At 68.7% G+C, this 25931-nt stretch carries 20 protein-coding genes; 10 read left to right on the top strand and 10 right to left on the bottom strand.

Going from position 1 to position 25931, the window contains the following annotated elements:
- Nucleotides 1-44 precede the first annotated feature (44 nt).
- Nucleotides 45-173 carry a hypothetical protein gene (locus AK36_RS34545; protein ID WP_014724788.1) on the bottom strand — a complete coding sequence of 43 codons (129 nt, stop codon included), beginning with the start codon at nt 171-173 and terminating at the stop codon, nt 45-47.
- On the opposite strand from AK36_RS34545, the gene AK36_RS04205 reads away from it, so the two are divergent.
- The 4 genes from AK36_RS04205 to AK36_RS04190 all read left to right on the top strand — a co-directional run bounded on the left by AK36_RS04205 (nt 112) and on the right by AK36_RS04190 (nt 4362).
- Nucleotides 112-1287 carry an HPP family protein gene (locus AK36_RS04205; RefSeq protein ID WP_045577926.1) on the top strand — a complete coding sequence of 392 codons (1176 nt, stop codon included), beginning with the start codon at nt 112-114 and terminating at the stop codon, nt 1285-1287. The genes AK36_RS34545 and AK36_RS04205 overlap by 62 nt on opposite strands.
- 111 nt (nt 1288-1398) lie before the next feature.
- Nucleotides 1399-1812, top strand: a complete 414-nt coding sequence (locus AK36_RS04200; RefSeq protein WP_011882350.1) for a MarR family winged helix-turn-helix transcriptional regulator — start codon at nt 1399-1401, stop codon at nt 1810-1812.
- A gap of 28 nt (nt 1813-1840) precedes the next feature.
- Nucleotides 1841-3628, top strand: a complete 1788-nt coding sequence (locus tag AK36_RS04195) for a chloride channel protein (protein ID WP_045577925.1) — start codon at nt 1841-1843, stop codon at nt 3626-3628.
- A 401-nt stretch (nt 3629-4029) separates the two neighbouring features.
- Nucleotides 4030-4362: a hypothetical protein gene (locus tag AK36_RS04190; RefSeq protein WP_174479779.1), complete on the top strand. Its 333-nt coding sequence runs from the start codon at nt 4030-4032 to the stop codon at nt 4360-4362.
- Between the two features lie 123 nt (nt 4363-4485).
- Here AK36_RS04190 and ppnP read toward each other — a convergent pair whose 3' ends face one another.
- A complete protein-coding gene (gene ppnP / locus AK36_RS04185; protein ID WP_014724785.1) occupies nt 4486-4806 on the bottom strand; it encodes a pyrimidine/purine nucleoside phosphorylase in 321 nt (106 codons plus the stop codon).
- Nucleotides 4807-4969: 163 nt separating this feature from the next.
- Complete coding sequence (locus tag AK36_RS04180) at nt 4970-5872, bottom strand: LysR substrate-binding domain-containing protein (RefSeq protein ID WP_014724784.1); 903 nt, start codon at nt 5870-5872, stop codon at nt 4970-4972.
- 180 nt (nt 5873-6052) lie between these two features.
- On the opposite strand from AK36_RS04180, the gene AK36_RS04175 reads away from it, so the two are divergent.
- Entirely contained in the window at nt 6053-6286 is a 234-nt protein-coding gene (locus AK36_RS04175) for a hypothetical protein (protein WP_045577924.1), read from the top strand.
- A 42-nt stretch (nt 6287-6328) separates the two neighbouring features.
- Nucleotides 6329-7651 (top strand): MFS transporter, encoded by a 1323-nt coding sequence (locus AK36_RS04170; protein WP_011882356.1) that lies wholly within the window; start codon nt 6329-6331, stop codon nt 7649-7651.
- 85 nt (nt 7652-7736) lie between these two features.
- Here the strand turns inward: AK36_RS04170 and AK36_RS04165 are convergent, their stop codons facing one another.
- From AK36_RS04165 to AK36_RS04145, 5 genes are all read right to left on the bottom strand, one after another.
- A complete protein-coding gene (locus AK36_RS04165) occupies nt 7737-8813 on the bottom strand; it encodes a porin (RefSeq protein ID WP_230943408.1) in 1077 nt (358 codons plus the stop codon).
- A gap of 90 nt (nt 8814-8903) precedes the next feature.
- Nucleotides 8904-9428: a DoxX family protein gene (locus AK36_RS04160; protein ID WP_224019907.1), complete on the bottom strand. Its 525-nt coding sequence runs from the start codon at nt 9426-9428 to the stop codon at nt 8904-8906.
- A gap of 61 nt (nt 9429-9489) precedes the next feature.
- The gene (locus AK36_RS04155) at nt 9490-10767 is read right to left on the bottom strand and encodes a c-type cytochrome (RefSeq protein WP_011882359.1); all 1278 of its coding nucleotides are present in this window, start codon (nt 10765-10767) and stop codon (nt 9490-9492) included.
- 2 nt (nt 10768-10769) lie between these two features.
- The gene (locus AK36_RS04150) at nt 10770-12389 is read right to left on the bottom strand and encodes a GMC family oxidoreductase (protein WP_014724779.1); all 1620 of its coding nucleotides are present in this window, start codon (nt 12387-12389) and stop codon (nt 10770-10772) included.
- Nucleotides 12389-12895 carry a sugar dehydrogenase complex small subunit gene (locus AK36_RS04145; protein ID WP_011882361.1) on the bottom strand — a complete coding sequence of 169 codons (507 nt, stop codon included), beginning with the start codon at nt 12893-12895 and terminating at the stop codon, nt 12389-12391. The genes AK36_RS04150 and AK36_RS04145 overlap by 1 nt, the downstream gene beginning before the upstream one ends.
- Nucleotides 12896-13197: 302 nt before the next feature.
- Between AK36_RS04145 and AK36_RS04140 the strand changes: the two genes are divergently transcribed.
- The 3 genes from AK36_RS04140 (at nt 13198) to AK36_RS04130 (ending at nt 22295) form a co-directional block, all read left to right on the top strand.
- Nucleotides 13198-19248 (top strand): alpha-2-macroglobulin family protein, encoded by a 6051-nt coding sequence (locus AK36_RS04140; RefSeq protein ID WP_045577922.1) that lies wholly within the window; start codon nt 13198-13200, stop codon nt 19246-19248.
- Between the two features lie 10 nt (nt 19249-19258).
- The gene (gene pbpC, locus AK36_RS04135; protein ID WP_045577921.1) at nt 19259-21490 is read left to right on the top strand and encodes a penicillin-binding protein 1C; all 2232 of its coding nucleotides are present in this window, start codon (nt 19259-19261) and stop codon (nt 21488-21490) included.
- Between the two features lie 124 nt (nt 21491-21614).
- On the top strand, nt 21615-22295 hold the full coding sequence (locus AK36_RS04130; RefSeq protein ID WP_045577920.1) for a hypothetical protein: 681 nt from the start codon (nt 21615-21617) through the stop codon (nt 22293-22295).
- Nucleotides 22296-22345: 50 nt separating this feature from the next.
- On the opposite strand, the gene AK36_RS04125 is transcribed toward AK36_RS04130, so the two are convergent.
- Complete coding sequence (locus tag AK36_RS04125; RefSeq protein ID WP_041494112.1) at nt 22346-23593, bottom strand: multidrug effflux MFS transporter; 1248 nt, start codon at nt 23591-23593, stop codon at nt 22346-22348.
- 422 nt (nt 23594-24015) lie between these two features.
- Here AK36_RS04125 and AK36_RS04120 point away from each other — a divergent pair, with 422 nt between their 5' ends.
- Complete coding sequence (locus AK36_RS04120; RefSeq protein ID WP_011882366.1) at nt 24016-24555, top strand: hypothetical protein; 540 nt, start codon at nt 24016-24018, stop codon at nt 24553-24555.
- A gap of 87 nt (nt 24556-24642) precedes the next feature.
- On the opposite strand, the gene AK36_RS04115 is transcribed toward AK36_RS04120, so the two are convergent.
- Complete coding sequence (locus AK36_RS04115; RefSeq protein ID WP_011882367.1) at nt 24643-25539, bottom strand: glutamate/aspartate ABC transporter substrate-binding protein; 897 nt, start codon at nt 25537-25539, stop codon at nt 24643-24645.
- Nucleotides 25540-25931 lie beyond the last annotated feature (392 nt).

The raw sequence follows: 25931 nt of genomic DNA, 5'->3' as shown, positions 1-25931 counted from the left end.
ACGTCCCGCACCCGCAACGCGTTGACGCAGCGGCACATTTTGTATCACAACGCGATATAATCTGCGGCTTCCTTGCGCTGGATCAGCGCCGCCTCTTTTTTGTATACGTCCATGTCGTCTGGCCCCACTCCGTCGCCGCGCCGCACGCTGCGCCAATGGCTGCACAGCTTCATTCCCCATCCGATGACGCTCGGTTGGCGCGAGCGCATGCGTTCGTGCACGGGCGCGCTCGTCGGCATCGCGACGGTCGGCGTGACGATGCGGCTGCTGCCCGGCGTACCGGGGCTCGTGCCGCTGCTGGTCGCGCCGATGGGCGCGTCGGCCGTGCTGCTGTTCGCCGTGCCTGCCAGCCCGCTTGCGCAGCCGTGGTCGATCGTCGGCGGCAATCTCGTCGCGGCGACGGTCGGCGTCGCCTGCGCGCAGTGGATCACCGATCCGATCACGGCGGCCGCGGTCGCCGTCGCGCTGGCGATCGGCGGCATGTTCGCGCTGCGCTGCGTGCATCCGCCGTCCGGCGCGGTCGCGCTGACGGCCGTGCTCGGCGGCCCGGCTATCCACGCGCTCGGCTTCGGCTTCGTGGTCGTGCCCATCGCGCTGCAATCGGCCATTCTGCTGTCGGCGGCGCTCGTCTATCACGCGCTCACCGGCCATCGCTACCCGCACGGCGGCGTGCGCCCCGACGCGCAATCGCAAGCCGGCGGCGCCGCGCCGCGCGGCGGCTTCACGCGCGCCGATCTCGATGCAGTGCTGAAGCGCCGCGGCGAATGGCTCGACGTCGATCCGGACGACCTCGAAACGCTGCTGCGCGAAACCGAAATGCAGGCGTATACGCGCACGTTCGGCGAGCTGCGCTGCGCGGACCTGATGACGAAGCACGCAATCGAAGTCTCGCCGTCCACGTCGGTGACCGCCGCGCTGACGCTGCTCGATCGCCATCGCGTGAAAGCGCTGCCGGTGGTCGACGGCGAGGCCCGATTGATCGGCATCGTCACGCGCGCCGACCTCACGCGCCCGTGGCGCCGGCCGCCGCCGCTGTGGCAGCGGCTGTCCGCGCGGCTGTCGCAATCGTTCGGCGGCCAGCCGGCGAGCATCGCGTCGGTGATGACGCGCGACGTCGCATGCGTGCCGCAGACCATGCCGATCACCGCGCTGGTGCCGCTGTTCACGCATTCGGGCCATCACCACATTCCGGTCGTCGACGCGTCGCGCCGGCTGGTCGGGATCATTACGCAGACGGACCTCGTCACGGGCCTGTACCAGCAAACCCGCATGCGAGAAGCCGCGTAATCGTGTAACCGCCACCGACGATGGAAATACAGCCATTTCGCAGAAAAACGGCCGCTTATATCATGTTGTGATATATTTTGCGCTATCGAAACTGCCTGCACACCGACTGCGATGACCGATACCCGACGCGCCCTGACCAAAAGCGATTTCCAGCAACTGTCCGAGTTCCGCTACCAGATGCGCCGCTTCGAACGCTTCTCCGAACGCGCCGCCCAAAGCGAAGGCGTGACGCCGCTGCAATACCTGCTGCTGCTGCACATCAAGGGCTATCCGCATCGCGAATGGGCGACCATCGGCGAACTCGCGGAGCGCCTGCAGGCGCAGCATCACGGCGTCGTCGCGCTGGTGACGCGGTGCGAGGCGCTGGGGCTCGTGCGGCGCAAGACGAGCGAAGCCGACCGCCGCCAGGTCGAGGTACACCTCGAAGAAGCGGGCGAGACGCTGCTCGCGCGCCTCGCGGCGATGCATCGTGCCGAGCTCAAATCGCTCAAGGGCACGTTCCAGGTCCCGCAGATCGATTTCTGAACCACCTATTATCACCCTTCCGACTCCGATGAACGCACCGCACAAACGCGATTTCTCGACCAACGAGCGCCTGCCCAGGATCGCGCTGCTGGCAGCCGTGATCGGCCTGCTCAGCACGCTGGCCGCATTCGTGCTGTTGAGCCTGATCCATCTGTTCACGAACCTGTTCTTCTTCCAGCAGTTTTCGTTTGCGGATCGTTCGCCGGCCGCCAACGCGCTCGGCGCGTGGGTGATCGTGGTGCCGGTGATCGGCGGGCTGATCGTCGGGTTGATGGCGCGCTTCGGCTCCGAGAAGATCCGCGGCCACGGCATTCCGGAAGCCATCGAGGCGATCCTGTTCGGCAAGAGCCGCATGTCGCCGAAGGTGGCGGTGCTCAAGCCGCTGTCGTCGGGTGTCGTGATCGGCAGCGGCGGTCCGTTCGGCGCCGAAGGCCCGATCATCATGACGGGCGGTGCGCTCGGCTCGCTGATCGCGCAATGCGTGCACGTGACGGCCGCCGAGCGCAAGACGCTGCTCGTGGCCGGCGCGGCGGCCGGCATGACCGCCGTGTTCGGCACGCCGGTCGCGGCCGTGCTGCTCGCGGTCGAGCTGCTGCTGTTCGAATGGCGCCCGCGCAGTTTCCTGCCGGTCGCGCTCGCGTGCGCCGTGGCCGGCTTCGCGCGCGCCCTGTTCTTCGGCGTCGAGCCGCTGTTTGCGCTGACCACCGCGTCGCCGACGCCCGTCGCGCTGCTGTCGTGCATCGCCGCCGGCTTGCTGTCGGGGATGCTCGCGTGCGGGCTGTCCGCTGCGCTGTACCGCGTCGAAGACGGCTTCGCGAAACTGCCGGTCCACTGGATGTGGTGGCCGGCGCTGGGCGCGGTGGTGATCGGCATCGGCGGCTGGCTCGAGCCGCGCGCGCTCGGCGTCGGCTACGACGTGATCGGCGATCTGCTGCACCAGCACATCGCGCTGAAGATCGCACTCGCGCTGTTGATCGTGAAGGCCGTGATGTGGGTGATCGCGCTCGGCTCCGGCACCTCGGGCGGCGTGCTCGCGCCGCTGCTGATGCTCGGCGCGGGGCTCGGCACCGTGTTGTCGCCGGTGTTGCCCGGCGGCGATCCGGCGCTGTGGCCGCTGGTGTGCATGGCCGCGACGCTCGGCGCCACGCTCGGCGCGCCGTTGACGGCGATCGTGTTCGCGTTCGGCCTCACGCACGACGCGAACGCGCTGCTGCCGCTGCTCGCGGCAACGCTCGTCGCGCACGGCTTCGCGACCGTCGTGATGAAGCGCTCGATCATGACGGAGAAGATCGCGCGCCGCGGTTATCACATCTATCGCGAATACGGCGTCGATCCGCTCGAGCGGCACGACGTGGCCGAAGTGATGACGCCGGCCGAGGCGCTCGTCGCGGTCGACGGCGCCACGATGCTCGACGCCGTCGACGCGCAGTACTTCGGCGCGAAGCAGACGCATCGCGCGTACCCCGTCGTGCAGAACGGCCGTCTGCTCGGCGTCGTCGATCGTGCAACGCTCGACGCGCATCGCGCGCAAGCCGGCCCCGGCGCCACGCTCGCCAGCGTATTCGCCGAGCGTGCGCCGGCGGTCGCGCAGGCGCACGAGACGTGCCGCGTGGTCGCGTCGAGGCTCGCGATGCTCGGGCTCGAACGGCTGCCGGTCGTCGACGATCCGCAGTCGCTGCGCATCGTCGGCATCGTGTCGCGCAGCGACCTGATCAAACCCGCGCTCCAGCACTTCGACGACGAGCACAAGCGCGAGCGGTTCCGTCCCGTCGTACCGGTCAACCTGCGCAACGCCCGCGCACGCAACGCCGGCTGAGCGCCGCGGCGTGCGCACTGCCCCGCCGTCCCGCGCCCCGAACATCGTCGCGTTTAAACTTCGTTAACAATTCGTCAGACGAAATTTTGTCATCATGATGCTCATGCGACGGGGCCACCATTCAGCCATTCCACTCGTCATTCAATAAAGACGCGGCGCGACTTGCAGGCACATGCAGCGCGCCGCCGTATCGCACCACCACACCCTCGGGGCAGCGAGCGGACCACGCAGCGCATCGTTGCGCATGCAGCGACACCGCGAACGTGCGGATTGCAGTTTGGCAAGCGCGTTAACAACTTGTTGCGCAATCGCCGGAACCGCATATGTCGGACGCAATCTCACAAGCACGCAGTTCTGCTGCGCATCCCACTCAATCAATCACGACTCGAGGGAGATACAACGTGAATCTGAAATATTTACCGTTCATCGCACTGACCGTGGCAATTTCTGCACATGCGGCCGATCCGGCCATGCAGAACGTGGGACAAAGCCAGAAGCCCGCTCAGGACGTGTCTGCGTGCATCGCGAAGACCTGGGCCGACAAGTCGCAGCAACAGGTGATTTCGCAGAACGTGCTGGCCAATGGCCTCGCGACCGACGTCTACGCACCGGGCCAGCAGCCGCCGAACGGCGCGGCCGCGATGGTGCGCCCGGCGCGGCAACCCGGCGCGAAAACGTGGGTCGGCATGCGCGGCGACGCGGCATCGGCCGGCGACATCAACGCCTGTCTGTAACGGCGAGTCGGACGGCCTTGCGCCGTCCCGATGCGACAAGCCCCGCTTCTGCGGGGCTTGTCATTTTTGCGCGCCGGCCGCGGCGCGCACCATGCATCGCGGCCGGCGTGGCTGCGTTCGCGCTTACAGGTAGCTGCAGACGTAGTCGAGCGTGTCGAGCACCTCGATGTCGAAGCGGCTGTTGCCCGGCACCGAGAACGATTCGCCGGCGCCGTAGGTTTGCCATTCGTTGCTGCCCGCGAGCTTCACGCGGCACTTGCCGGCCTGCACTTCCATCAATTCGGGCGCGTCCGTGCCGAAGTTGAGCGCGCACGGCAGGATCACGCCGAGCGTCTTGCGCGTGCCGTCCGGGAAGAGCACGGTATGCGACACGCACTTGCCGTCGAAATAGACGTTCGCGCGCTTGACGACCGATACGTTGTCGAATTGGGTTGCACTGGTCATGTGATGCCTCTGATTGCTGGATGCCGGTTGGCGTGTTGTCGAAAGCCGGCCGGGGCGGCAGGCCGGCCGCTATGATACCGGCTCGCAGGCGGCGGTCGATCGGCCGCCGTACCGGATCATCCGGATTTCCCTCCAGTCCGTCGTGCGCGACGTGCCATGCGGTTCATCGCAGCCCCTTGCGACGCGCGGAATCGCGCAGGCAGTCGAGCAGCATCGCGGCGGCCGGCGTGAGCGGGCTGTCGCGGCGCGTGACGACCTGAACCGACACGGCCGGCAGCCGCTCGCGAATCGGCAGCACCGTGAGCCGGTCGCGCGCCCATTCGCCTTGCAGCAATTGCTCGGGCATCGACGCGAGCAGATCGCAGCCGGTCATCAGGCTGTGCGCGAGCCCGAAGCTCGGACATTCGACGATCCGCTGCGGCAGCGGCAACCCATACGCGACGAACGAATTGAACAGCACCTGGGTCGAGCTTTCCGGCGACGGATTCATCAACCAGTCGGCATCGACGAGCTCGGCGAGCGACGTGGCCGACGCGAGCGGATGCTCTTTGCGCGCGACGATCAGCGAGCGGCTCGCGTAGAGTTCCGCGTGATCGAATTCCGCCGCGAGCAGTTCGGGCACGACGACGGCCACCGCGAAATCGAGCGAGCCGTCGTGCAGCCGCGGCAGCGCGACGCCCGGAAAGCCTTCGATCAGGTTGACGCGCGCGACCGGAAAGCGCCGCCGAAACGCGCGGAACGCATCGGGCAGGATCGTCACCGCGGCGGCCGGCGTGATCGCCGCGGCGACCGAGCCGGTCATCGCGCCCTGCGCCTGCTCGATGTCGTCGCGCGCCCGCTGCATCTCGGCGACGATCAGCCGTGCGCGCACCTGCAGTTGCTGACCGAACGCGGTCAGCTGCACGCCGCGCGCGGTACGCACGACGAGCGACACGCCGAGCGCGATTTCCAGCTCCTTGACCGCCTTCGTCAGCGCTGCCGGCGACACGTTCAGGCGCCGCGCGGCCGCGCGGATGCTCCCTTCGTCCGCAACGGTGACGAATGCTTTGAGTTGATGGTATTTCATGGGGACACGCGTGAATCGGGGAAGCCCGCGCCCCGCGACGCAGGCCGGCTCGGGGTATTCCCGGGCGGCAACCGGTGGTGAGCACCAAAGCAATTTAGCAGCTTCTGGTGCGCGAAAGAAATTTATATGCTTGCTCGTCATATGCCTATCGAGCATCCCACCGCGCCGCCAGGAGAGTCCATGCTGCAAGCCGTGAACCCCGTCATTCCGGGCATCGCCGCGATCGCCGCCGAGCCGGTCGACGCGCATCGCCGCATCCACGCTCACCCGCACCCCGCAGTCGAGAAGACGCTCGCGAGCGCTGCGTTCGGCGGCTGCATGGCGCACGACTGCGGCCATGATTTCTATGACGATATCGTCGCGATCGCCGCGAGCGAGCGGGTGCGCGCGGCCGAACGCCGGCTCGCGGCCTGACGGCCTTCATCACGCAGTTCTGCGCCTCAGCAGGGGAACCTCATGGAAACGTCCGCCCTTCCGCTCGCCGGCTCGCCGGCCGATGCGCGCGCCGCCGCGCACAAGCGCCGCCTGATCGCGGCCGCCGCCGTCGGCAATGCGCTGGAGTTCTACGACTTCACGGTCTACAGCTTCTTCGCGATCCTGATCGGCAAGCTGTTCTTTCCGGTGCATTCGTCGTTCGGGCAGTTGATGCTGGCCGTCGCGAGCTTCGGTGTCGGCTTCGTCACGCGGCCGCTCGGCGGCCTCGTGATCGGCATGTACGCCGATCGCGCCGGCCGCAAGAACGCGATGATCGTCACGCTGCTGCTGATGGCGCTCGGCACCGCGACGATCGCGGTCGCGCCGACCTTCGCGCAGATCGGCATCGCCGCGCCGCTGTTGCTGGTGCTCGCGCGCCTGCTGCAAGGGTTCGCATCGGGCGGCGAAGTCGGCGCGTCGACGACGCTGCTGCTCGAGCAGGCGCCGCAGCATCGCCGCGGCTACTACGCGTCGTTCCAGTTCTCGAGCCAGGGGCTCGCCGCGCTGGCCGGTGCGCTCACCGGCGTCGCGCTGACCTCGACGCTCACTGCCGCGCAGCTCGAAAGCTGGGGCTGGCGCGTGCCGTTCGTCATCGGCACGCTGTTCGTGCCGCTCGGCTACTGGCTGCGCCGCACCGTCGACGAAGTGCCGGCCGCCGCGCCTGCAACGCACGCCGCGCAACCCGCGGTCGCATCGCTGCCGCTCGCCGACGTGCTGCGTCATCACGGCAAGGCCGTGTTCGCGGGGCTCGGCGTGACGATCGGCGGCACGTCGATCCACTACATCATCGTGTTCTACATGGCGATCTACGGCGTGCAGGTGCTGCACCTGCCGACGTGGCTGTCGATGACGGCCGGTTGCGTCGCCGGCGCGATCCTGATGCTGGTCACGCCGATCGGCGGCTATCTGTCGGACGTCTACGGGCGCAACCGGATCGTCTGGTGGACGCGCATCGCGCTGATGGTCGCGATCTATCCGGCGTTCATCGCGTTGAATCGCTGGCCGGGCGCCGCGTCGCTGCTGTCGATCATCGCCGCGCTGTCGATCGTGCACGCGATCAACATCGGCGCGACCGGCGCGATGCTCGGCGAGCTGTTTCCGCGTGCGGTGCGCGCGACCGGCGGCGCGCTGGTGTACAGCGTGGGCGTCGCGATCTTCGGCGGCTTCGCGCAGTTCTTCGTCACGTGGCTGATCGCGGCGACCGGCAATCCGAACGCGCCCGCGTGGTATGCGATCGGATGCGGCACGCTGACGCTGCTCGCGATCCGCTGCATGGACGAGAAGGCCGGCAAATCCCTCGATTGAGCGGCGCGTGACGCGCCCGCCATGAACGACCGCGGCAACGCACGGCCCATCATCGTCCGTGCATTGCCCGCGGCTCGCGCGACGTTCAGAACGTGTGCATCATCCCGACGTAGGCGCCGGTCTGCGATTCGCCGGTCAGCGGGCTCGTGCCGGACGTCGCGTCGCGCGGCGATGCGAGCAGCGAGAAGTTCGAATTGCCGCCGTTGCGCACGTACGCGACCGTGCCGTACAGGAAGGTGCGCTTCGACAGGTTGTAGGTCGTGCCGAGCACATACATCATCGCGTGGCCGGACGGATCGTGCGAGGCATCGCCGCCGCCGTCGCCGACCTTCACGTAGTAGCCGCCGCCCGTCACCGCCCACTGCGGCGTGGCCGTGTAGGTCACGCCGAGCCAGTAGTGATCGGCACGGTCCGCGACGCCGGCCGGGCTGTCCGGCGCCTGGTAGTGCGTATACGCGCCCTGGATCTTGAACTGCGACACCTTCACGTTCGCGCCGACGAAATACTCGCGCGACGCCGTGAAGATGTTGCTCATCTTGCCGTTGCGGTCGCGCAGCTCGTCGTAGATGCCGCGCACGTCGAGCAGCGGCGAGTGGTACGAGATCATGATCCCGTCCGAGCGGCCGAAATCGTCGGCCGCGCCGTAGTTGAAGCCGCGCGACTGGTTGCCGAACGCATACTGCGCCTGCACGTCGAAGCCGCCGATCACCGGGCTGTGATATTCGACGTTGTTGCTGCTCTGCTGCCAGTTGCGGCCGCGCACGAGCGACGCCGACGAAAACGCCTGCTGGACGAACGGATCGAATTCCCACACGCCGTCGCTGTCGATGAACAGGTTGCGGCCGGCCTGCAGCTGGCCCCACGTGTCGCTCTTCAGGCCGACGTACGCGCGGCGCGACCACATGCGTCCGCCGCCCGTCGTGCCGTTCATCACCTGGAACGCGGTCTCCAAATTGAAGACCGTCGACATCCCGCCGCCGAGATCCTCGAAGCCCTTCAGGCCGAACATGCTGGTGCCCCAGTCGCCGCCCTCCGCGCTCCAGCGCGTCGCGCTGCCGCTCGGCGTCGCGATGTGGTTCAGGTATTCGACGCCGCCGTCGATGCGGCCGTACAGCGTCACGCTCGTCTGCGCGAGCGCGGTGGCCGGCACGGCGGCTGCCATCAGCCATGCGAAGTGTTTGAGTCGCAAAATGATGCCCCCTCGGAGTCTCGACCGTCCGGCACGCGCCCCATGCGCGCGCCGGCGGCCCGTTCATCCTCGATCGATCGAAAAACGTCCGGGGCCTGCCGCGCACAGTGCGAGCAGGCCGCCGGCGATCGCGATGTTCTTGTAGAAATGAATCATGTTGTCGATCTGCGCGCCGCCCGTCATCGTCCAGTAGCGATGGCCGATGAGTGCGGTGCCGATCGTATACAGCGCCAGCAGCAGCGCGAGCGCGCGCGTCTGGAACCCGACCAGGATGGCGATGCCGGCGAACAGCTCCATCACGACGGCGATCGCCGCCGAGACGATCGGCGCCGGCGCGCCTTCGCTGCCCATGAACGCGATCGTGCCGGAGAAGTCGACGATCTTCTTCCAGCCGAACATCACGAACAGGATCACGAGCAGGATGCGGGACAGCAGCAGCAGCACATCGCGCTGGGACGCGAGAAACGGTTGATTCGGTGTCATGGTGTGATCAACGAAAGCGGTGCGCGCAACCGCACGCACCGGATTGCCTGTGAACCGGGGCGAACGACGCTCGCGCCGCCCGCCCCGCTCTGCAACAACCGGCATCGGGGCCAACCGATGTGCTGTGCTCCTCCTGTCGTCTGCGTTGCCGCGACTGCCGCGCGCGTCAGCGCGCCTTCGCGACGTCCTGCTCGGTCACCTTCGCGGCCGGGTTGCCGAACTGCCCGGTCAGGTAGTTCGTCAGCGCGGCGATCTGCGCATCCGACAGCTCGTTGCGGAACGCGGGCATCCCGACGTCCTCGCTGCCGGCCTTGCGCTGCACGCCGTTCAGGATCACCTGCACGAGGTTCGACGGATTCGACGCACCGACCGTCGAGTTGTGGAACAGCGACGGGTAGTAACCGTCAGGCGTGCCCTTGCCCTGCATCTGATGGCAGGTCGCGCAGTTGCCGAGATACAGCCTCGCCGGATCGATGCCCGACGACGCAAGCCCGACGCCGCGCAGCTTCAGCCCGTCCTCGGCCGGCTTGCCCCACGACGAACGCGACTGCTTCGCATCGCCGTCGGCGACGGCCGGCACCGTGCGGATATACGTCGCGATCGCGCCGATGTCCGAGTCGGTCATCTTCGAGAAGCTGTGCTGGACCGCCTCGGCCATCGGGCCGGCCGCCTGCGCGAGCCCCGGCACGCTGCCGGTGCGCAGATACTGGACGAGCTGCTGCTGCGTCCAGCCGCCGATCCCGGCGTTCGGGTCCGACGTGATGTTGTAGCCGTCCCAGCCCGCCAGCACCGAGCCCGACAGGAAGCTGCCGCCCGTTTCGTCGAGCGACTTCTCCTGCATCGCGATGCCGCGCGGCGTGTGGCACGTGCTGCAGTGCGCGAGGCCCTGCACGAGGTACGCGCCGCGGTTCCACTCGGCGCTCTGCGATGGCTTCGGCTGGTACGCGCCGTCCTTCAGGAACAGCCAGTTCCAGATCTTCAGCGGCCAGCGCGCGCTCAGCAGCGCGGGGATCTCGTTCTTCGGCGGCGTCTGGCGGACCGGCTCGACGCCGTGCATGAAGTAGGCGTACAACGCCTGCACGTCGTCGTCGTTGATCTTCGCGTACGACACGTACGGCATCGCCGGATACAGGTTGTCGCCGTTCTTCGACACGCCGTGGCGCACCGCGCGCTCGAAGTCCTCGAAGGTCCACTTGCCGATGCCGGTGTCCGGGTCGGGCGTGATGTTGCTCGTATAGATCTTGCCGAGCTTCGGCACCGGCATGCCGAGGCCGCCCGCGAACGGCTTGCCGCCCTTCGCGGTGTGACATGCCATGCAGTCGCCGGCGACGGCGAGATATTCGCCGCGCTTGATCTGCGCAGGATCGGCCGAGTCGGCCGCGCGCGCGAAGCCCGGCAGCGCGAGGCAGCCGGCCACGAGGAAGGTGAGAGTAGATTTCCGCACGGTCAGACTTCCTTCTTCAGCGTGTCCGAGATGCGCAGCGCCAGCGCCGCGATCGTCAGCGTCACGTTCACCGTGCCGACGGTCGGCATCGTCGCGCTGCTCGAGATGAACAGGTTCGGATGGTCGAACGTGCGGCAGTCCTTGTCGACGACGGAGTCGCGCGCATCGGCGCCCATGATCGTCGAGCCGGTGATGTGGTTGTTCGGCGCGAACTCGTCGTTGAACACGACGTCCGTGCCGCCCAGCACCTGCGCGGCGGTCGCGTAGACCTCGCGCGTGTGCACCGCGCCGCGCTTCACGTAGTCGTCGATCGCGTAGGTGATTTCCGGACGCGGAATGCCGATCGCATCGGTCGCCGTCTTGCTCGGCACGATGCGGTTCTCGGGCTGCGGCAGGATTTCGTGGAAACAGTCGAACTGCACGTAGCGCGCGGAGCGGTCGCGGATCTGCGAGTCCAGCTCGGCCGGCTTCATCAGCTTGCCGGCCTTGAAGATCTTCTGCGTCTCCTGGTTGATGCGCGACATGTTCGACAGGTGGATCTTCTTCGCGGCTTCGGTCGCGCGGAACGGACCGTCGCGGAAGCCGATCAGCGACGTCATTTCCTGCGGGCCGCGGCCCGGCCACAGCTTCTCGCTCGCATAGAACGACACGCCGGTGCCCGGATGGTCCATCAGGTTGCGGCCGACCATGTCGGAGCTGTTCGCGACGCCGTTCGGAAAATCGCGGTTCGCCGACATCAGCAGGATCTTCGGCGTCTCGATGCCGTTCGCGGCGAGCACGAAGTACTTGCCCTCGACGCGATGGTCGGCGCCCGTCTTGTCCTTGTAGATCGCGGCGACGATGCGCTTGTCCGGGCCGGTCTCCAGCTTGTAGACGACCGCGCTGTCGATCAGCTTCGCGCCCGCCTGCTCGGCCTTCTCGACGTGCACGATGCCGTTGTACATCGCGCCGATCGGGCAGATCGGCATGCAGTTGTTGTTGCCGCAACAGGTCGGCCGGCCGTCGTACGGCCGGCTGTTGCGCGCCACCGGCTCGGTGACCACGTGGTACTTCGCGTCATGGGCGTTCAGCGCGCTCTTGATCGTCTGCTCGTTGAACGACAACGGCAGCGGCGGCATCGGATACGGCTGCTTGCGCGGCGAGTACAGATCTTCCTCGGGGCCGGGGCCCCACACGCCGAGCTCTTCCTCCGCGCGCTGGTAATAATGCTCGAGATCGTCGTACTGGATCGGCCAGTCGCGACCGACGCCGTACACCGTCTTCATCTTGAAGTCGTTCGGGATGAAGCGCCACGCCGACGCGGCCCAGTGCCACGTCGTGCCGCCCACCGCACGGATGTACTGCGAATTGAACTTGTGCTCGCCCTTCAGGATCAGGTAGTCGTTGGGCGGGCCGTATTCCGGATGCGGTGCCCAGGGGCTCGACGGGTACGGCGCCATGAAGTCCGTCTTGTCCGGCTGGTTGCGAAAGCGCTCGACGATTTCCCAGCGCGGCATGCGCGGGCCTGCCTCGAGCAGGATCACCGATTTGCCGGTCGACGCGAGCTGGTGCGCGACGATCGCGCCCGCGACACCGGACCCGACGACCACGACGTCGGCTTTTTGCGTATCGGTACCGGCCATCAGACTTGCCTCTCGATCGGTTTTTCGGCCCAGAAGCCGGGTTTGTTGGGGCAATACGAAGGAATCACGAGCGTGTCGGAGACGACGTCGAACATCAATGCTTCTTCGTAGGCGATCACGACGTTGTCGACGATGCCGAGATACCACGCGCCGAGAATCGTCAGCGCGGAGGCTTCCTGGTCCGCGCTCAACGAGCCGGACGCGAGCGCGCCGGCAAGCTGCGACAGACCGTCGGCGGTCTTGAAGGAGCCCTTCTGCAATGCTTGCAGATAGCGTTCGCCGAGCACGCGGCTCAGCCCTTTCTTGCCCGTCAACGCTTCGGAGAGCGTCATGAACGTGTCGAGCGGCGCGTTGCCGGGACTGTCGGCCAGGGCCCGCAACGCCAGCGAGCCGGTCAGGCCCGCCGCCGTCAGCGCCAGTGCGCCCTGCAGCCATTGACGCCGCGTGATGCCGCTTGCGGCTGCGTCGCTGTCGCGACGCGATTGGGGGGTGTTGTCGTTGTGCATGTTTCCTTCTCTCGAACACCGGATTCGGGAAAACCACGCTTGATATTTATCAAACTTTCGCGCGGCCCTGAAATGTACGCGCTCAATCCGAATTGGACAATCCTTTTATAGTTCAATAATTGTTCCGCAATCCGACACGATCCGGATTTCGCCGCGATTGTGTGTCGGCCGCGCGACAACGGGCGCGCCCGGTCGCGCTGTCGCAAGCCCGTCACACACCGCTTCCCGCCCTCCGCTCGCCTGCCCGTCGGTTAGAATCCCGTGCAATCAAACAGAAAGCTTCCCTCCGAGGGCATCGAGCGATGAAGCAGCACGACAAACACAACAAAGCCAATCGAACTCACCACATCACACGGCTGCTCTGGCGCATCGGCGCGCTCGCCGCACTCGGCGCCGCGACCGCGGTGTCGCTGCACGCCGGCGCCGCGCGCACCGTGAGCGTGTCGCCGCAAGGCACCGTCACTCAAGTCCGGCAAAGCGTCGTCAAGTTCGACGAAGCGATGGTCCCGTTCGGCTCGGCGTCCGCGCCGGCTCCCGCGCGCATGACCTGCACCGATGCCGCCGCCGCGCGCGGCCAGGGCCACTGGCTCGACGACAAGACCTGGGTCTACGACTTCGAGAACGACCTGCCGCCGGGCGTGCGCTGTTCGCTCGCGCTCAACGACACGCTGCGCTCGGTCGCCGGCAATGCGCTCGCCGGCCCGCGCCGCTTCACGTTTCAAACCGGCGGCCCGTTCCCGGTCAGCGTCCGCCCTGGCTCGCACGAGATCGAGGAGCGCCAGGTGTTCGTGCTGAAGCTGAACGGCCCGGCCGAGCCGCGCTCCGCGCTCGCCAACATCTGGTGCGAAGCGGCCGGCATCGGCAACCGGATTCCGGTCACCGCCGCCGACGACACCACCCGCGCCGCGCTGCTCGATCACTTCGGGCTCAAGAAGGACGCCGCGCGCGTGCTGACGCTGTCGTGCGCGCAGGCGCTGCCCGCCAGCGCGAAGATGCAGCTCGTCTACGGCCGCGGCGTCGCGAGCCCGAGCGGCATCGCGAACGACACCGAGCGCCGCTTCGACTTCACCGTGCGCGAGCCGTTCGCCGCGAGCTTCTCGTGCGAGCGCGAGAACGCGAAGGCGCCCTGCACGCCGCTGCGGCCGCTCACGCTGTCGTTCAACGCGCCGATCACCCGCAAGAACGCCGAAGCGATCCGGCTGCGCGGCCCTGACGGTTCGCTTTCACCGACCTTCGCCGCCGACGACCACAGCGACGAAGTGACGACCGTCACGTTCAACCCGCCGCTGCCCGCGCAGACGAACCTGACGCTCGAGCTGCCGTCCGGCCTGCGCGACGTGACCGACCGGCCGCTCGCGAACGCCGACCTGTTCCCGCTTGCAACGCGTACCGCGCCGATGCCGCCGCTTGCAAAATTTTCGTCGGGCACGTTCGGCATCGTCGAACGCTTCGCGGAGCCCGGCACGCCTGCGCTGGTGCCCGTCACGCTGCGCAACGTCGAAGCCGATCTCCACGTCGCGGGCCTGAACACGGCCGGTGCGCAATTCTCGAACCTGAAGGTCGACGACGACACCGCGATCCGCGAATGGATGCGCACCGTCGCGCGCTTCGACAACTGGTCGATGACGGCCGGCACGATCGACGAGCAGATGCCGGGGCTACTGCGGCGCAAGGGCCAGCACCCCGTCTACGTGCCGCTGCAGGCCGGGGAAAAGATGCCCGCGCCGGCCGATCGCCGCATCGACGTGCGCTCGCTGTCGCTGCTCGCCGGCGCACCGGGCGCGCACGCGCTGACGCTGCCGAAGGCCGATCCGAAGACGCTGCGCCCGTTCGAGATCGTCGGCGTGCCGATCGACAAGCCGGGCTTCTACGTGCTCGAACTCGCGTCGCCGGCGCTCGGCCGCTCGCTGCTCGCGAAGCCGTCGAGCATGTACGTGCGCACCACGGTGCTGGTCACCAATCTCGGCGTGCACCTGAAACAGGGCCGCGAGAACAACCTCGTGTGGGTCACGACGCTCGACAAGGGCAAGCCGGTGCCGAACGCGCAGATTCGCGTCTCGGATTGCAACGGCGACGAAATCGCAGCGGGCAAGACCGACGCGCAAGGGCTGCTGAAGATCGACGGCCCGTTCGAGCCGCAGCGCGAATGCCACACGTCGGAGCGAGGCTTCGACGATTACTTCGTGTCCGCGCGCGTCGACGATCCGAAGACGGGCCCCGACATGGCCTTCGTCAGCTCGAACTGGAACCGCGGGATCGAAGCGTGGCGCTTCAACGTGCCGACCGACACCGACAGCGCGCCGACCGTGCGTGCGCATACCGTGTTCGACCGCACGCTGCTGCGGGCCGGCGAGACGGTGTCGATGAAGCACTTCGTGCGCACCGAGACGCTGCAGAGCCTCGCGTTCCCGGCGCAATACCCGAGCCGCGTGACGATCCGCCACCTCGGCTCCGACCAGACCTACAAGCTGCCGCTCACGTGGTCGGCCGACCATAGCGCGGACACGCAGTTCACGCTGCCGCAGGCGGCGAAGCTCGGCGAATACAGCGTCACGCTCGAAGGCGGCCCGGACGACGCGCCCACCTCCAGTTACTACAGCGGCAGCTTCCGCGTCGAGGCGTTCCGCCTGCCGGTGCTCAAAGGCACCATCGGCGCGCGCGACGCGCAGAAGAGCCCGCTCGTCGCGGTCAAGGAAGCGCCGCTCGCGGTGCAGATCGACTACGTGTCGGGCGGCGGCGCATCGAACCTGCCGGTGCAGGTGTCGGCGCTGATGAAATGGGCGTCGCCGCCGTTCGCCGACCGCTTCGAGGACTTCAGCTTCGCGCCCTATCGTCCCGAGCGCAGCGACGGCAACGCCGACGACGACGCGCAGGACGGCGACAACACGCCGGCCGCGAACGACGATCCCGACGCGACCCGCCTGATCGCCGACAAGCTGCCGCTCACGCTCGACCGCAACGGCGCAGGCTCGGTCACGCTGAAGGGCCTGCCGGACGTCGACGCGCCGAAGCGCGTCGCGCTCGAGGCCACCTTCGCGGACCCGAACGGCGAAGTGCAGACGATCCGCGGCGACACGATCCTCTGGCCGGCCGCCGTGGTGGCCGGCATCAAGGCCGGCCATTGGGTGTCGGTCGGCCAGCGCGTGCCGGTGCAGGCGCTCGCGGTCGACCTGCAGGGCAAGCCGCGCGCGTCGGTGCCGATCGAGATCAGGGGCGTCGCGCACGTCACGACGTCGTCGCGCAAGCGGATGGTCGGCGGCTTCTACGCGTACGACAACAAGAGCGACACGCGCGAGCTCGGCGTGCTGTGCTCGGGCAAGACCGACGACAAGGGCCGCATGGCCTGCGACGCGAAGCTCGAACAGGCCGGTAACGTGCAGCTGATCGCGGTCGCGAAGGACGGCGACGGCCGCGTGTCGAACGCGGCGACGTCGGTGTGGGTCACGCGCGAGGACGACCTGTGGTTCGGCGGCGACAACACCGACCGGATCGACGTGATCCCCGAGAAGACCTCGTACGAGCCGGGCGAAACCGCGCGCTTCCAGGTGCGCATGCCGTTCCGCTACGCCACCGCGCTGGTCGCGGTCGAACGCGGCGGCGTGATGGAGACGCACATCGTCGAGCTGAACGGCAAGAACCCGACCGTCGACCTGAAGGTCGGCGAATCGTGGGGGCCGAACGTCTACGTGTCGGTGCTCGCGCTGCGCGGCCGGATACGCGAAGTGCCGTGGTACTCGTTCTTCACGTGGGGCTGGAAGGCGCCGGTCGAATGGGCGCGCGCGTTCTGGACGGAAGGCCGCCACTACGAGGCGCCGACCGCGTTCGTCGATCTGTCGAAACCGGCGTTCCGCTACGGCCTCGGCGAAATCAAGGTCGGCACGGCCGTGCATCGCCTCGGCGTGACCGTGACCACCGACGCGACGCGCTACACGGTGCGCGGCAAGGCGCAGGCGCACGTGAAGGTCACGCTGCCGAACGGACAGCCGGCCCCGGCCGGCACGCAGATCGCCGTCGCGGCCGTCGACGAGGCGCTGCTCGAACTGATGCCGAACAACAGCTGGGACCTGCTCGGCGCGATGCTGCAGCGCCGTGCCTACGGCGTCGAGACGGCCACTGCGCAGATGGAGATCGTCGGCCGCCGCCACTTCGGCCGCAAGGCCGTGCCGGCCGGCGGCGGCGGCGGCAGTGCGCCGACGCGCGAGCTGTTCGACACGCTGCTGCTGTGGAATCCGCGCGTGACGCTCGACGCGAACGGCAGCGCAACCGTCGAGGTGCCGCTGAACGATGCGCTCACGCGCTTCCGGATCGTCGCGATCGCGGCGGTCGGCCCCGACCGCTTCGGCACCGGCAGCACGTCGATCCGCAGCACGCAGGATCTCCAGCTGATTTCCGGCCTGCCGCCGCTGGTGCGCGAAGGCGATGCGTTCCGCGCGCAGCTCACGCTGCGCAACACGACCGAGCGCGCGATGCAGGTGGTCGTGACGCCGCACGTGACGGGCCTCGACGTCGCGCCGCAGTCCGTCTCGCTCGCGGCCAACGCGGCCGCCGAGGTCGCGTGGACCATCACCGTGCCGCAACAGGCGCTCGACGCGGCCGGCGCGCTGAACTGGCGCATCGACGCGGCCGAGCAAGGTGGCAAGCATGCGTCCGACGCGCTCGCCGTCACGCAGAAGGTCGTGCCGGCGCTGCCGGTCACCGTGCAGCAGGCGACGCTCGCGCAGGTCGACGGCACGCTGACGTTGCCGGTCGCGCCACCCGCGGGCGCCGTGAGCGACGCGCAGGGCGCGACGCGCGGCGGCATCGCCGTATCGCTGCAAGCGAAGCTCGCCGACGGCCTGCCCGGCGTGCGCCGCTGGTTCGAGCGCTATCCGTACCGCTGCCTCGAACAGCAGACGTCGCGCGCGATCGGCCTGCACGATGCCGCGCAATGGCAGGCGCTGGTCGCGCGCATGCCCGTCTATCTCGACAGCGACGGGCTCGCCAGCTACTTCCCGCCGCCGTCGGACGATGCGCACTACGGCAGCCCGACGCTGTCGTCGTACCTGCTCGTGGTCGCCGACGAGGCCGGCCGCCTCGACCCGCGCTTCGCGCTGCCGGATGACCTGCGCACGCAGCTCGAAGCCGGCCTCGCGCGCTTCGTCGACGGCCGCGTCGAGCGCAACACCTGGGCGCCGCGCCAGGACCGCGACCTGCGCAAGCTCGCCGCGATCGAGGCGCTGTCGCGTTACGGCGCCGCGCAAGGCCGCATGCTCGGCTCGATCGAAATCGCGCCGAACCAGTGGCCGACGTCGGCGGTGATCGACTATCACGCGATCCTGAGACGCGTGAAGGACATCCCGCAGCGCGACGCGAAACTGGCGCAGGCCGAACAGATCCTGCGCGCACGCCTGACCTACCAGGGTACGCAGCTCGTCTTCTCGACCGCGCGCGACGACGACCTGTGGTGGCTGATGACGAGCAACGAGACCAACGCCGCGCGCCTCGCGCTCGAGTTCGCCGGCGACCCGGCGTGGAAGGACGAGATGCCGCGCGTGACGGCCGGCCTGCTCGCGCTGCAACGCCAGGGCGCGTGGCAGACGACCACGTCGAACGCACTCGGCCAGCTCGCCGTCGAGCGCTTCTCGCATACCTACGAGAGCACGCCGGTCGCCGGCACGACGAAGGTCGCGCTCGGCGGCAGCGAGCGCGCGATCTCGTGGTCGCAGGCGCCGGCAGCCGATGCGGGCGGATCGGCCACCGCGGCCACCGCAGCCACCGCGGCGACCCGCGCGGCCGCCGCGCGCAGCGTGCTGATGCCGTGGCCGCGCGCGACGCAGGGGCCGGCCACGCTGTCGGTCACGCAGGACGGCACCGGCCGCCCGTGGGCGACGGTCGAGAGCCTCGCGGCCGTGCCGCTGCGCGCGCCGTTCGCGGCCGGCTACCGGATCGCGAAGACGATCACGCCCGTGTCGCCGGCCGCGCGCGGCGTGCTGACCCGCGGCGACGTGGTGCGCGTGCGGCTCGACATCGACGCGCAGAGCGACATGACGTGGGTCGTCGTCAACGATCCGATTCCGTCCGGCGCGACGATCCTCGGCTCGGGCCTCGGCCGCGATTCGGAAGCCGCGACGCAGGACGAGAAGCGGCCCGACGGCGCATGGCCGGCCTTCGTCGAGCGCGACTTCGACGGCTACCGCGCGTATTACGACTATCTGCCGAAGGGCAAATTCTCGGTCGAGTACACGGTGCGGCTGAACAACGTCGGCACCTTCGGGCTGCCGCCGACGCGCGTCGAGGCGCTGTATGCGCCGTCGGTGTACGGGCTGTGGCCGAACCCGCCGATGACGGTCAAGCCGGCCGACGCGGGCAAGTGACGGGCGCGCGATGAACGATCGTGCATCGGCGCGGCCGGCGCGTTTCGCCGTTCGCGCATGGGCCGCCGCGGTGTCGGCCGTGCTGCTGGCCGCGCCGCTCGTCGCGCACGCGCTGCCGGGCTACGACGACGTGCGCCGCAACTGGCGCAGCTCCGACTGGGTGCTGCTCGCCCGCGACGGCACGCCGCTGCAGCGCACCCGCGTCGACCTCAGCGAACGGCGCGGCGACTGGGTGTCGCTCGCCGACGTGTCGCCCGCGTTCCGCGACGCGATCGTCGTGTCCGAGGACAAGCGCTTCTACGCGCACAGCGGCGTCGACTGGCGCGGGATCGCGGGCGCGGCCTGGGGCAACCTGTGGAACGAGCGCACCCGTGGCGCGTCGACCGTGACGATGCAACTGGCCGGGCTGCTCAGCGATTCGCCGCGCCGCTCGGGGCAGCGCTCGCTGCCGCAGAAGGCGACGCAGGCGATGAACGCACTGCTGCTCGAACGCGGCTGGCGCAAGGATCAGATCCTCGAGGCGTACCTGAATCTCGTGCCGTTCCGGGGCGAGACGGTGGGGCTCGCCGCGCTGTCGCAGGTGCTGTTCGGCAAGGCGCCGTCCGGCCTCGACGCGCGCGAAGCCGCGATCGCGGCCGCGCTGGTGCGCGCGCCCAACGCCGCGCCGGCGAAGGTCGCCGAGCGCGCGTGCCGGATCCTGCGCGACATGCAGGCAGGCCAGGCCTGCACGTCGCTCGACGGCTACGTGCAGCTCGTGCTCGCGCGCCCGGCCAACAGCGTGCGCGACGACGGCGCCGCGCTCGCCCCGCACTTCGCGCGGCGGATCGCGGCCGAGGTCAGGCCCGCGGCCGGCGCGCAGGTGCGCACGACGCTCGATGCGCCGCTGCAGCGCTTCGCGCGCGACACGCTGCTGCGCGCGTTGACCGAGCTGAATGCTCCGGCCCACCGGCGCAACGTGCAGGACGGCGCGGTGGTGGTGATCGACAACGCGAGCGGCGAGATTCGTGCGTGGGTCGGCTCGTCGGGCGCGTTGTCGAGCGCGCGCGACGTCGACGCCGTGCTCGCGCCGCGTCAGGCCGGCTCGACGCTCAAGCCGTTCCTCTATGCGCAGGCGCTCGACGAGAAGCGGCTGACGGCGGCGTCGCTGCTCGACGACGCGCCGATCAACCTCGCGGCCGGCGGCGGCCTCTACATCCCCCAGAACTACGACAAGGATTTCAAGGGCTGGGTCAGCGTACGCAGCGCGCTCGGCGGCTCGCTGAACGTGCCGGCCGTGCGCACGCTCGTGCTCGTCACGCCGCACCGCTTCGCGCGCACGCTGCGAGCGCTCGGCCTGCCGCTCGCGCAGGAAGGCGATTACTACGGGTTCAGCCTCGCGCTCGGCAGCGCGGACGTCACGCTGCTGGCGCTGACCAACGCGTATCGCGCGCTGGCGAACGGCGGCGTCGCGCGCAAGGTCGTCGACCTGCCCGCCGCTGCGTCGGCGGCGCGCGCCGACGGCGGCACGCGCGTGTTCAGCGAAGCGGCCAGCTTCGTCGTCACCGACATCCTGTCGGACAACAACGCGCGCGTGCGCACGTTCGGCTTCGACAACCCGCTCGCGACGCCCTTCTTCTCGGCCGTCAAGACCGGCACGAGCAAGGACATGCGCGACAACTGGACGGTCGGCTTCACGTCGCGCTACACGGTCGGCGTGTGGGTCGGCAACGCGGACGGCTCGCCGATGTGGGACGTGTCGGGCGTCACGGGCGCGTCGCCGGTGTGGTCGGCCGTGGTCGGCTATCTGCACCGTGCGCTGCCGAGCCGCGCGCCGGCGCCGCCGGCCGGCGTCGAAACGCGGCGCATCACGTTCGAGCGCGACGTCGAGCCGTCGCGCAACGAGTGGTTCGTCGCGGGCACGGCGCTCGACACGATCCGGCTCGCGGCGCCCCTCACGCCGGGTCACGACGGCGCGCGTGCGCCGCTCGCGATCGGCGCGCCGACCGACGGCACGATCTTCGCGATCGATCCGGACATTCCGCCGAACAATCAGCGGATCTGGTTCGAGCGTTCGTCGGGGCACGCCGCGCGGTTCGCCTGGCGGCTCGACGATCGGGTGATCGGACATGCCGACCGCGTTGCGTGGATGCCGTGGCCGGGCCGGCACCGGCTCGAACTCGTCGATGCGCGCGGCAACGTCGCCGACGCGATCGGCTTCGAGGTGCGCGGCGCGTTCGCGCGCAAGGGCGCGCGCAAACCGTGATGCCGTCTGCGCCGGCAGCGCACGAAAGGGTAAGCAGTACGCGGATCGCAGACCTAGAATACGAAGCGTGCGCCGGCGCGTCGGCGCGCCGCGTCCCCTCTCACGATCCGCCGATCGCCCGACCATGAACCTCCGACCTCCGCGCTTGCTCCGGCCCATCCTGGGCGCCGCCTTCGTGGCCACGCTGGCGGGCTGCAACGGCGAAGCCTGCTTCGGCGTCGACGTGTGCTCCAACGACACCCTGCCATCGGTCGCGCTGTCCGGCACGGCCGCCACCGGCGCGCCGCTCGCGAGCGCGGCGGTGACGGTGAGCTGCGTGCAGGGCTCGGCCAGCACGCTGACCGACGGCGGCGGCAACTACCGCGTCGCCCTCAACGCCGCGCTGCCGTGCGTGATCGCGGTCGCGTCGGGCGGCACGAGCCTGCATTCGCTCGCGTACGCGGGCGGCACGTTCAACACGACGCCCGAAACCGAGCTGCTGCTCGTCTATCTCGCCGCGCAGCTCGGCACGAACCCGGCCGGGCTGATCGGCAATTTTCCGCGCAATACGCATTTCCAGCAGGCAATGGGCAGCGCGAACACGGTGCTGGCCGCGCAATCGGCGGTCGTGGCGAACCTGCAGCAGCGCTATTCGGTCACGCTGTCGACGCCCGCCTTCCTGACGACGCCGTTCGTGGTCGGACAGCCGGGCGTCGACGGCGATCTCGGCGCGCTCGCGACCGCAGGCGCGATCGACGCCAGCGGGATGCCAGCCGCGGCCGCGGTTGCGCTGCTGACGCAGGCGGGCGCCGCGCAGCCGCTGTGAGCGGGCGGCGCGCCGCCGCGCACAAGTCTCAAGTCACGCGCCGGCCGCGCTCAGGTCGCTTCCCCGCTCGCGCACGCGACGCTGACCGGCTGCTGCTGGGTCAGATGGCGCAGCAGCTTCGTCACCATCCACACGACGACGAACGCCAGCACGACGAAGAACACGGCGAGCGGCGTCAGCACGTGAATCGACACGAAGCCGGCCAGCCCCATCATCGCGGACGACACGAGCAGCAGCGCGCAGCCGAGGATTGCGCTGGTCAGCCCGGCGATATGCGGAAACAGCGAATTGCCCTTGGCCATCAGCGTCGGATACATCGCGCCCGCGCAGAAACCCATCACGAGCACCGGCGTCGCGAGCGTCCACACGCGCAGGCCGACGGTCAGCGCGAGCACCAGCATCGCGACCGCGGCGCCCGCCATCACGCGCGCACCGATACGCAAGCGCTGCTCGGCGCTCGGCAGCCCGCGCCCGTGAATCCGGTTCGACAGCCCGCCGAGGAAATACATCAGCCCGATGCCGAGCGCCAGATAGCCGAAGAAGGTCGGCGGCTTGTGCAGCGTGGTCTGCACCATGAACGGCCCGACGATGTTGAACACCAGCAGGATGCTGTAGCACAGCCCCTGCGCGAGGAAGCAGCTCTGGAACACCGGGCTCGCGAGTACCCTGCCCGCATTCGCGAACAGCGTGCGCGGCGCGAGATGCACCGGTTTCGGCAAGGTCTCGCGATAGCGCCACAGCAGCGCCCACATCGCGAGCGAGTACACCAGCAGGAACACCAGGCAGGCGCGCCAGCCGAACCATTCCTGCAGGTGCGCGCCGATCACCGGCGCGACGATCGGCGCGAGGCCCCATGCGATCGACATGTAGGTGAACGCGTGCATCAGCGCCTGACCGGAGAACGAATCGGTGATGATCGCCTTCGCGAGCAGGTTCGTCGTCGCGATCCCGAAGCCCTGCAGGCAGCGCGCGAGCAGGAAGGTCTCGAGGTTCGGCGCGCCGAGCGACAGCAGGCAGCCGATCGTGTAGATCACGAGACCGAACGCGAGCACGCGCTTGCGGCCGTACGCATCGGCGATGGGGCCGAAGATCAGCTGGCCCAGCGCATACGCGGCCATGTAGCCGGACACGCTCGACTGGATCGCCTGCGGCGTGGTCGCGAACGAGCGCGCCATGTCGGGCAGCGCCGGCACGTAGATGTCGATCGCCAGCTGGCCGGCGGACGAGAACAGGCAGATCAGGAACAACAGGAAGCGCGGCGAATTCGATTCGCGCGCGGAAGTGAGCGAGGCGTTCATGACGGGCGGGAAGGATACGGGCGGCGGCGTCGCTGCATGCCGGCGTGTTCGGATAGCGAACGGCCGTGCGCGGCGAAGCGCCTATTGTGCCCTTTGTTGCGGGCGCCGACCGGAATCCCCTGGCGCGGGAGAGGTTGAATGGGGCGGCGGCGCGGGGGGACATGGGCGCCGGTGGCATGGCGGCACGGTGCGCCGTGCACCGCGAGCTTCGAGCTTCGAGCTGTCGGCTGGGCGTTGCGAGCTGTCGGCTCGGCGTTGCAGGCGTCGGCTGCAGCGTCCCGCCTACGTCCATCCGACCGGCTACGCCGCGGTTTTAATCCTGTTTTAAGCCGACCCACGCATAGTCGCCGATGGCTCCGTCCGTGAGCCGCACGCTTCGTTCAATGTTGATTCGATCAGTATCGTTTGATGGAGATACGAATATGCGATTCCGTTCGTATATGGCGGCAGGCGCGGTAGCGCTGATGCCCGTGCTCGCGATCGCCGGGCAAGCCGCGCAGGCGCCGGCCGCACAACCGGTGTTCGTCAACGTCGATGGGCAGGCCGTGCCGGTCAAGGCCGATACGCGCGTCGTCCAGACGGCGCTCGGCCCGATGAAGGTCAGCACGTGGAGCTGGCACAGCCCGCATGGCGGCGCGAGCTTCGAGATGCAGACGTCGTCGACGTCGGGCGACGTGGCGCCCGCAACCGCATGGCGGCAGATGCAGGCCGCGCAGTACCGGATGCAGGCCGCTCAGGCGCAGATGGCCGCCATGCAGCAGATGATGGCGCTGCAGCACGCGGCGCTCGCCAACCTGTTCGCGATGCCGGCGCCGCAACCCGTCGGCTTCGCGATGCCGATGTGGGCAATGCCGGAGCCGGTCGTCGTGATCGTGCCGGCGCAGCCGTCCACACGTACGGTCGCGCCTGCACCGTCGGCGCCGGCCAGGCCCGCGGCCCGCGGGCCGGAGATCAAGGCCTGACGCGAGCGACCCCGCACAAAACCAAAACCGAAACCGCCGGCCGCCGCGCCGGCGGTTTTCGTTTGCAACCGTGTCGCCGCGGCCTGCTCAGTACTGCGCGCGATCGGTCGGGTTTCTGAACAGCTGCTTCATCTCGGGCGACAACGGGTAGTTCAGGCTCACGCCCTTCGGCGGTATCGGCTGCATGAACCAGCGGTCGTAGAGTTGCTCGGCCGCGCCGGAGGTCTGCAACTGCGCGATCACGCGATCGACCAGCTGCTTGAACGCGGGATCGTCCTTGCGCAGCATGCACGCGTAGTTTTCGTGGACGAGCGGCGTGCCCGCCACCGTGTAGGCGCCCGGATTGCGATCCTTCGCGATTTCGCCGTACAGCAGCGGCTCGTCCATCACGAACGCGACCGCACGCCCGGTCGTGACGTTCATGAACGCTTCGGCGTGGTCCTTCGCGCTGATGATCGTCATGTTCATCGCCTTCTCTTCGTTGAGCTTGCGCAGCAGCCGCTCGTCCGACGTGCCGGCCGTCGTCGCGACGGTCTTGCCGGCCAGATCCGCGAAGTCCTTCACGCCGGAATCCTTGCGCGTGCTGAAGCGGATCCCGTACAGAAAGATGCTGTTGGAGAACGCGGCCTGCTTCTGGCGCTCCAGCGTGTTGGTCGTCGATCCGCATTCGAAGTCGATCGTGCCGTTCTGCAGCAGCGGAATGCGGTTCTGCGACGTGATCGGAATCTCCTTCACCGTCAGGTTCGGCGCCTTCAATTCGGCCTTCAGCGCGTCGATGATGCGCGCCGCGATGTCGCGCGAGTAGCCGATGTTGTTCTGCTGGTTGTCCGAATACGAGAACGGCACCGACGATTCACGGATACCCAGCGACACGACGCCGGTGTCCTTGATCTTCTTCAGCGTGCCGGTCAGCGCCTGCGCGTGCGCGGCGCCGGCCAGCGCACCGGCCAGCACGAGGGCCAGCCAACGAAAGCGGCGATCCATGCTTTTCTCCTGACGAAACGTTGATCGAATCGCGATCCTACGCCCGACAATATTCGCGCCGCATCGGCCAACGCGTAGTGAAACGTCGAGCCGGCGACCCGCGCCGCGCGGGCGCGCGCGTTGCCGTGGCGCGCAAACCTCGTCCTCTCCGTCATCAGGGCCGCCGCAGCGCATCCGGTCGCGCACGGGCGAGCGCGCGGCCCGACAGGAATCGCAAACACCGCTGCGATGCAGCAACGAAATCGTTTGCGCAAACGCTGCCTTTTCTACCAAAACATACTCAAGAACCCCGCTGGACGGCCGTTACCCAATGCATGGCGCGTCGCAGCAAGCCGCTGCAATCGCCAGACAAAAAAGACCAGATCCGGCCTCGGCCGGACCACGCACTACCG

It is taken from the genome of Burkholderia vietnamiensis LMG 10929 (assembly GCF_000959445.1).
In the GTDB taxonomy this organism is placed as follows: domain Bacteria; phylum Pseudomonadota; class Gammaproteobacteria; order Burkholderiales; family Burkholderiaceae; genus Burkholderia; species Burkholderia vietnamiensis.
The sequence above is the reverse complement of the archived record's forward strand: the minus strand, read 5'-3'. Positions and strand labels throughout refer to the sequence as shown.